Source organism: Pseudorhodobacter sp., assembly GCF_030452865.1.
GTDB lineage: Bacteria > Pseudomonadota > Alphaproteobacteria > Rhodobacterales > Rhodobacteraceae > Pseudorhodobacter.
The window spans coordinates 1-2,292 of record NZ_JAKDLJ010000495.1; the positions used below are offsets into that span (position 1 = coordinate 1).

Here is a 2,292-nt window from a genome sequence, read left to right on the forward strand (position 1 = left end):
AATTTCTGTGACAGGCCCAGCAACACCTCGGCCTTCACCCGGTCAATCTTGTTGATCGCCAGCGCCACTTTCTGACCCTGCGGAATACGGTCGCGCATCGCATCAATGATTGCGGCGGTGCCTTCTGTCAGGCCGCGATGCGCCTCCACCAGCAACACGATCAGATCGGCGTCGGCTGCACCACCCCAAGCGGCAGCAACCATCGCCCGGTCAAGACGGCGACGGGGGCGGAACAGACCGGGGGTATCGACAAACACGATCTGCGTGTGCCCCTGCATCGCGATCCCCCTGATCCGGGCGCGCGTGGTTTGCACCTTATGCGTCACAATCGACACCTTGGAGCCGACCATGCGGTTCAACAGTGTCGATTTCCCGACATTCGGCTCTCCGATCAGGGCGACAAATCCGGCGCGCGTATTGCCATCTCCGCCAACGGGGCCACCAATCGGGCTTGATGTTTCTGTGGTCATGTCTCTTGCTCCATCCGGGCCAACAGGGCGCGGGCTGCGGCCTGTTCGGCGGCGCGTTTCGTTCCGGCGGATGCCGACTCCGTGGCCTCATTGTCCAGCCGCACGACAACCGTGAAGATCGGTTGATGGTCAGGGCCGGAGCGGGCTTCTTCGGTATAATGCGGCGGTGTCATGCTGCGCGCTTGCGCCCACTCCTGCAACGCGGTTTTCGGGTCGCGGGCGTCGTCCTTCACGCCTGCAATCCGGTCCGCCCACAGGCGCGTGATCATCCGGCGCGCGGCATCGAAACCACCGTCGAGGTAAACCGCCGCGATCACCGCCTCCAGCCCGTCGCCAAGCAGCGCCTCCTTGCGCCGCCCACCGGACATCATTTCCGACCGCCCGAGCTTCAGAACATCGCCCAAACCGATATCTCGCGCGACATCAGCACAGGTTTCCTTGCGCACCATTGCATTGAACCGTGGCGCAAGCTGGCCTTCGGCCGCCCCCGGATCAGCGGTCAATAGCGCCTCCGCCATCACCAACCCCAACACCCGGTCGCCCAGAAATTCCAGACGTTGATTGTCCGGTCGGGTGGCGGAGGAGATGGACGCATGGGTCACCGCTTGCACCAGTAATTCGGGGTTGCGAAACGCATGGGACACGCGCCCCTCAAACGCGCGAAGATCGGCAGAAAGTTTCATCGAAACGCCCCTGCATCGCAATCTGACCTGGTGGCAGATCGAATGACCTCACGGCGCAGCCCATAAACCAGCCAGCCCCGCTTGCGCGAGGCTGTGCCAACCATGTCAATAAGCGATCTGAAAACCTCTGCGCGTTCCGTCATTCCACGCTCATTCCACCGCTTTGAAAAAGCGATCGGCGCGCCAGGTCCAGAAATAGAACAGCGAAGATCCGGCCGAGGAGAACATGATACGATCCGCGCGCCCGATCAGATTGGCCGCAGGCACAAAGCCGACCCCGCCCACAGCCTGACCGAACCGGCTGTCTTGCGAATTGTCGCGGTTGTCGCCCATGAAGAAATATTCGCCGTTTGGCACGGTATAGACATCGGTGTTGTCGGCGGGGCCATTGGTGTCGATGTTCAAAACGTCGTGTTTCACGCCATTGGGCAGCGTTTCCGTAAAGCGCGACTTGGAACACATCGCGCCAACACCCACGGCGCCAGCAGAGTTTTCGCAACGCGGCAGGTTGCCCATCGGGCCTTGGCGGTCATAGACTTCCTCAAACTGCCCGGCGGGTTCCTGCGGCACTTCGGTCCCGTTCAGGATGATCTTGCCCTCCCGCATCTGGATCGTATCGCCCGGCAAGCCGATCAATCGCTTGATGAAATCCGATCCGTTGACCGGGTGGCGGAACACAACAACATCGCCGCGTTGCGGTTCTGAAAACAAGATACGCCCCGAAATCGGGCACATCGAGAAGGGGCAGGAGAATTTCGAATAGCCATAGGCCATCTTGTTGACGAACAAGAAGTCACCGATCAGCAAAGTGTCTTTCATCGACCCCGAAGGAATCCAGAACGGCTGAAAGAACAAAGTGCGGAAAATGCCCGCGATCAGCAGTGCGTAAACCACCGTCTTGACCGTCTCCATGATGCCGCCGTCGGATTTTGCCTTGTTGGCCATAGTTTTTGCCTTCTGATGCTTTGCGGCGCTACATGCGCGGCAGGGCGGTGGGAGTCAAGCGGTAGCGACCGGCGGCACAGGCTCTGCGCCAAGCGGTCGCGCCTCGATCACCACAAACGCCTGGGCCCAAGGGTGATCGTCGGTCAGGGTGACATAGACAATCGCCTCATGCCCCGGCGGCGTCATCGTGGCCA

General features: G+C 60.8%; 3 protein-coding genes and 1 pseudogene. All 4 read right to left on the minus strand.

The genetic code is table 11. The features are described 5' to 3' along the window. On the minus strand, positions 1–470 hold a 470-nt coding region (locus tag L0H65_RS18555), incomplete at its 3' end, for a GTPase (protein WP_301460683.1). Continuing rightward, a complete protein-coding gene (gene rnc, locus L0H65_RS18560) occupies positions 467–1,153 on the minus strand; it encodes a ribonuclease III (protein WP_301460684.1) in 687 nt (228 codons plus the stop codon). The genes rnc and L0H65_RS18555, both read right to left, overlap by 4 nt. 150 nt (positions 1,154–1,303) lie before the next feature. Next, entirely contained in the window at positions 1,304–2,098 is a 795-nt protein-coding gene (lepB, locus tag L0H65_RS18565) for a signal peptidase I (protein ID WP_301460685.1), read from the minus strand. Positions 2,099–2,152: 54 nt separating this feature from the next. Next, positions 2,153–2,292: pseudogene (locus tag L0H65_RS18570) on the minus strand (holo-ACP synthase); the annotation flags it as partial.

Coding starts and splice junctions, on each gene's coding strand:
- lepB (WP_301460685.1), bottom strand. CDS start 2,098: ATGGCCAACAAGGCAAAATCCGACGGCGGCATCATGGAGACGGTCAAG.
- rnc (WP_301460684.1), bottom strand. CDS start 1,153: ATGAAACTTTCTGCCGATCTTCGCGCGTTTGAGGGGCGCGTGTCCCAT.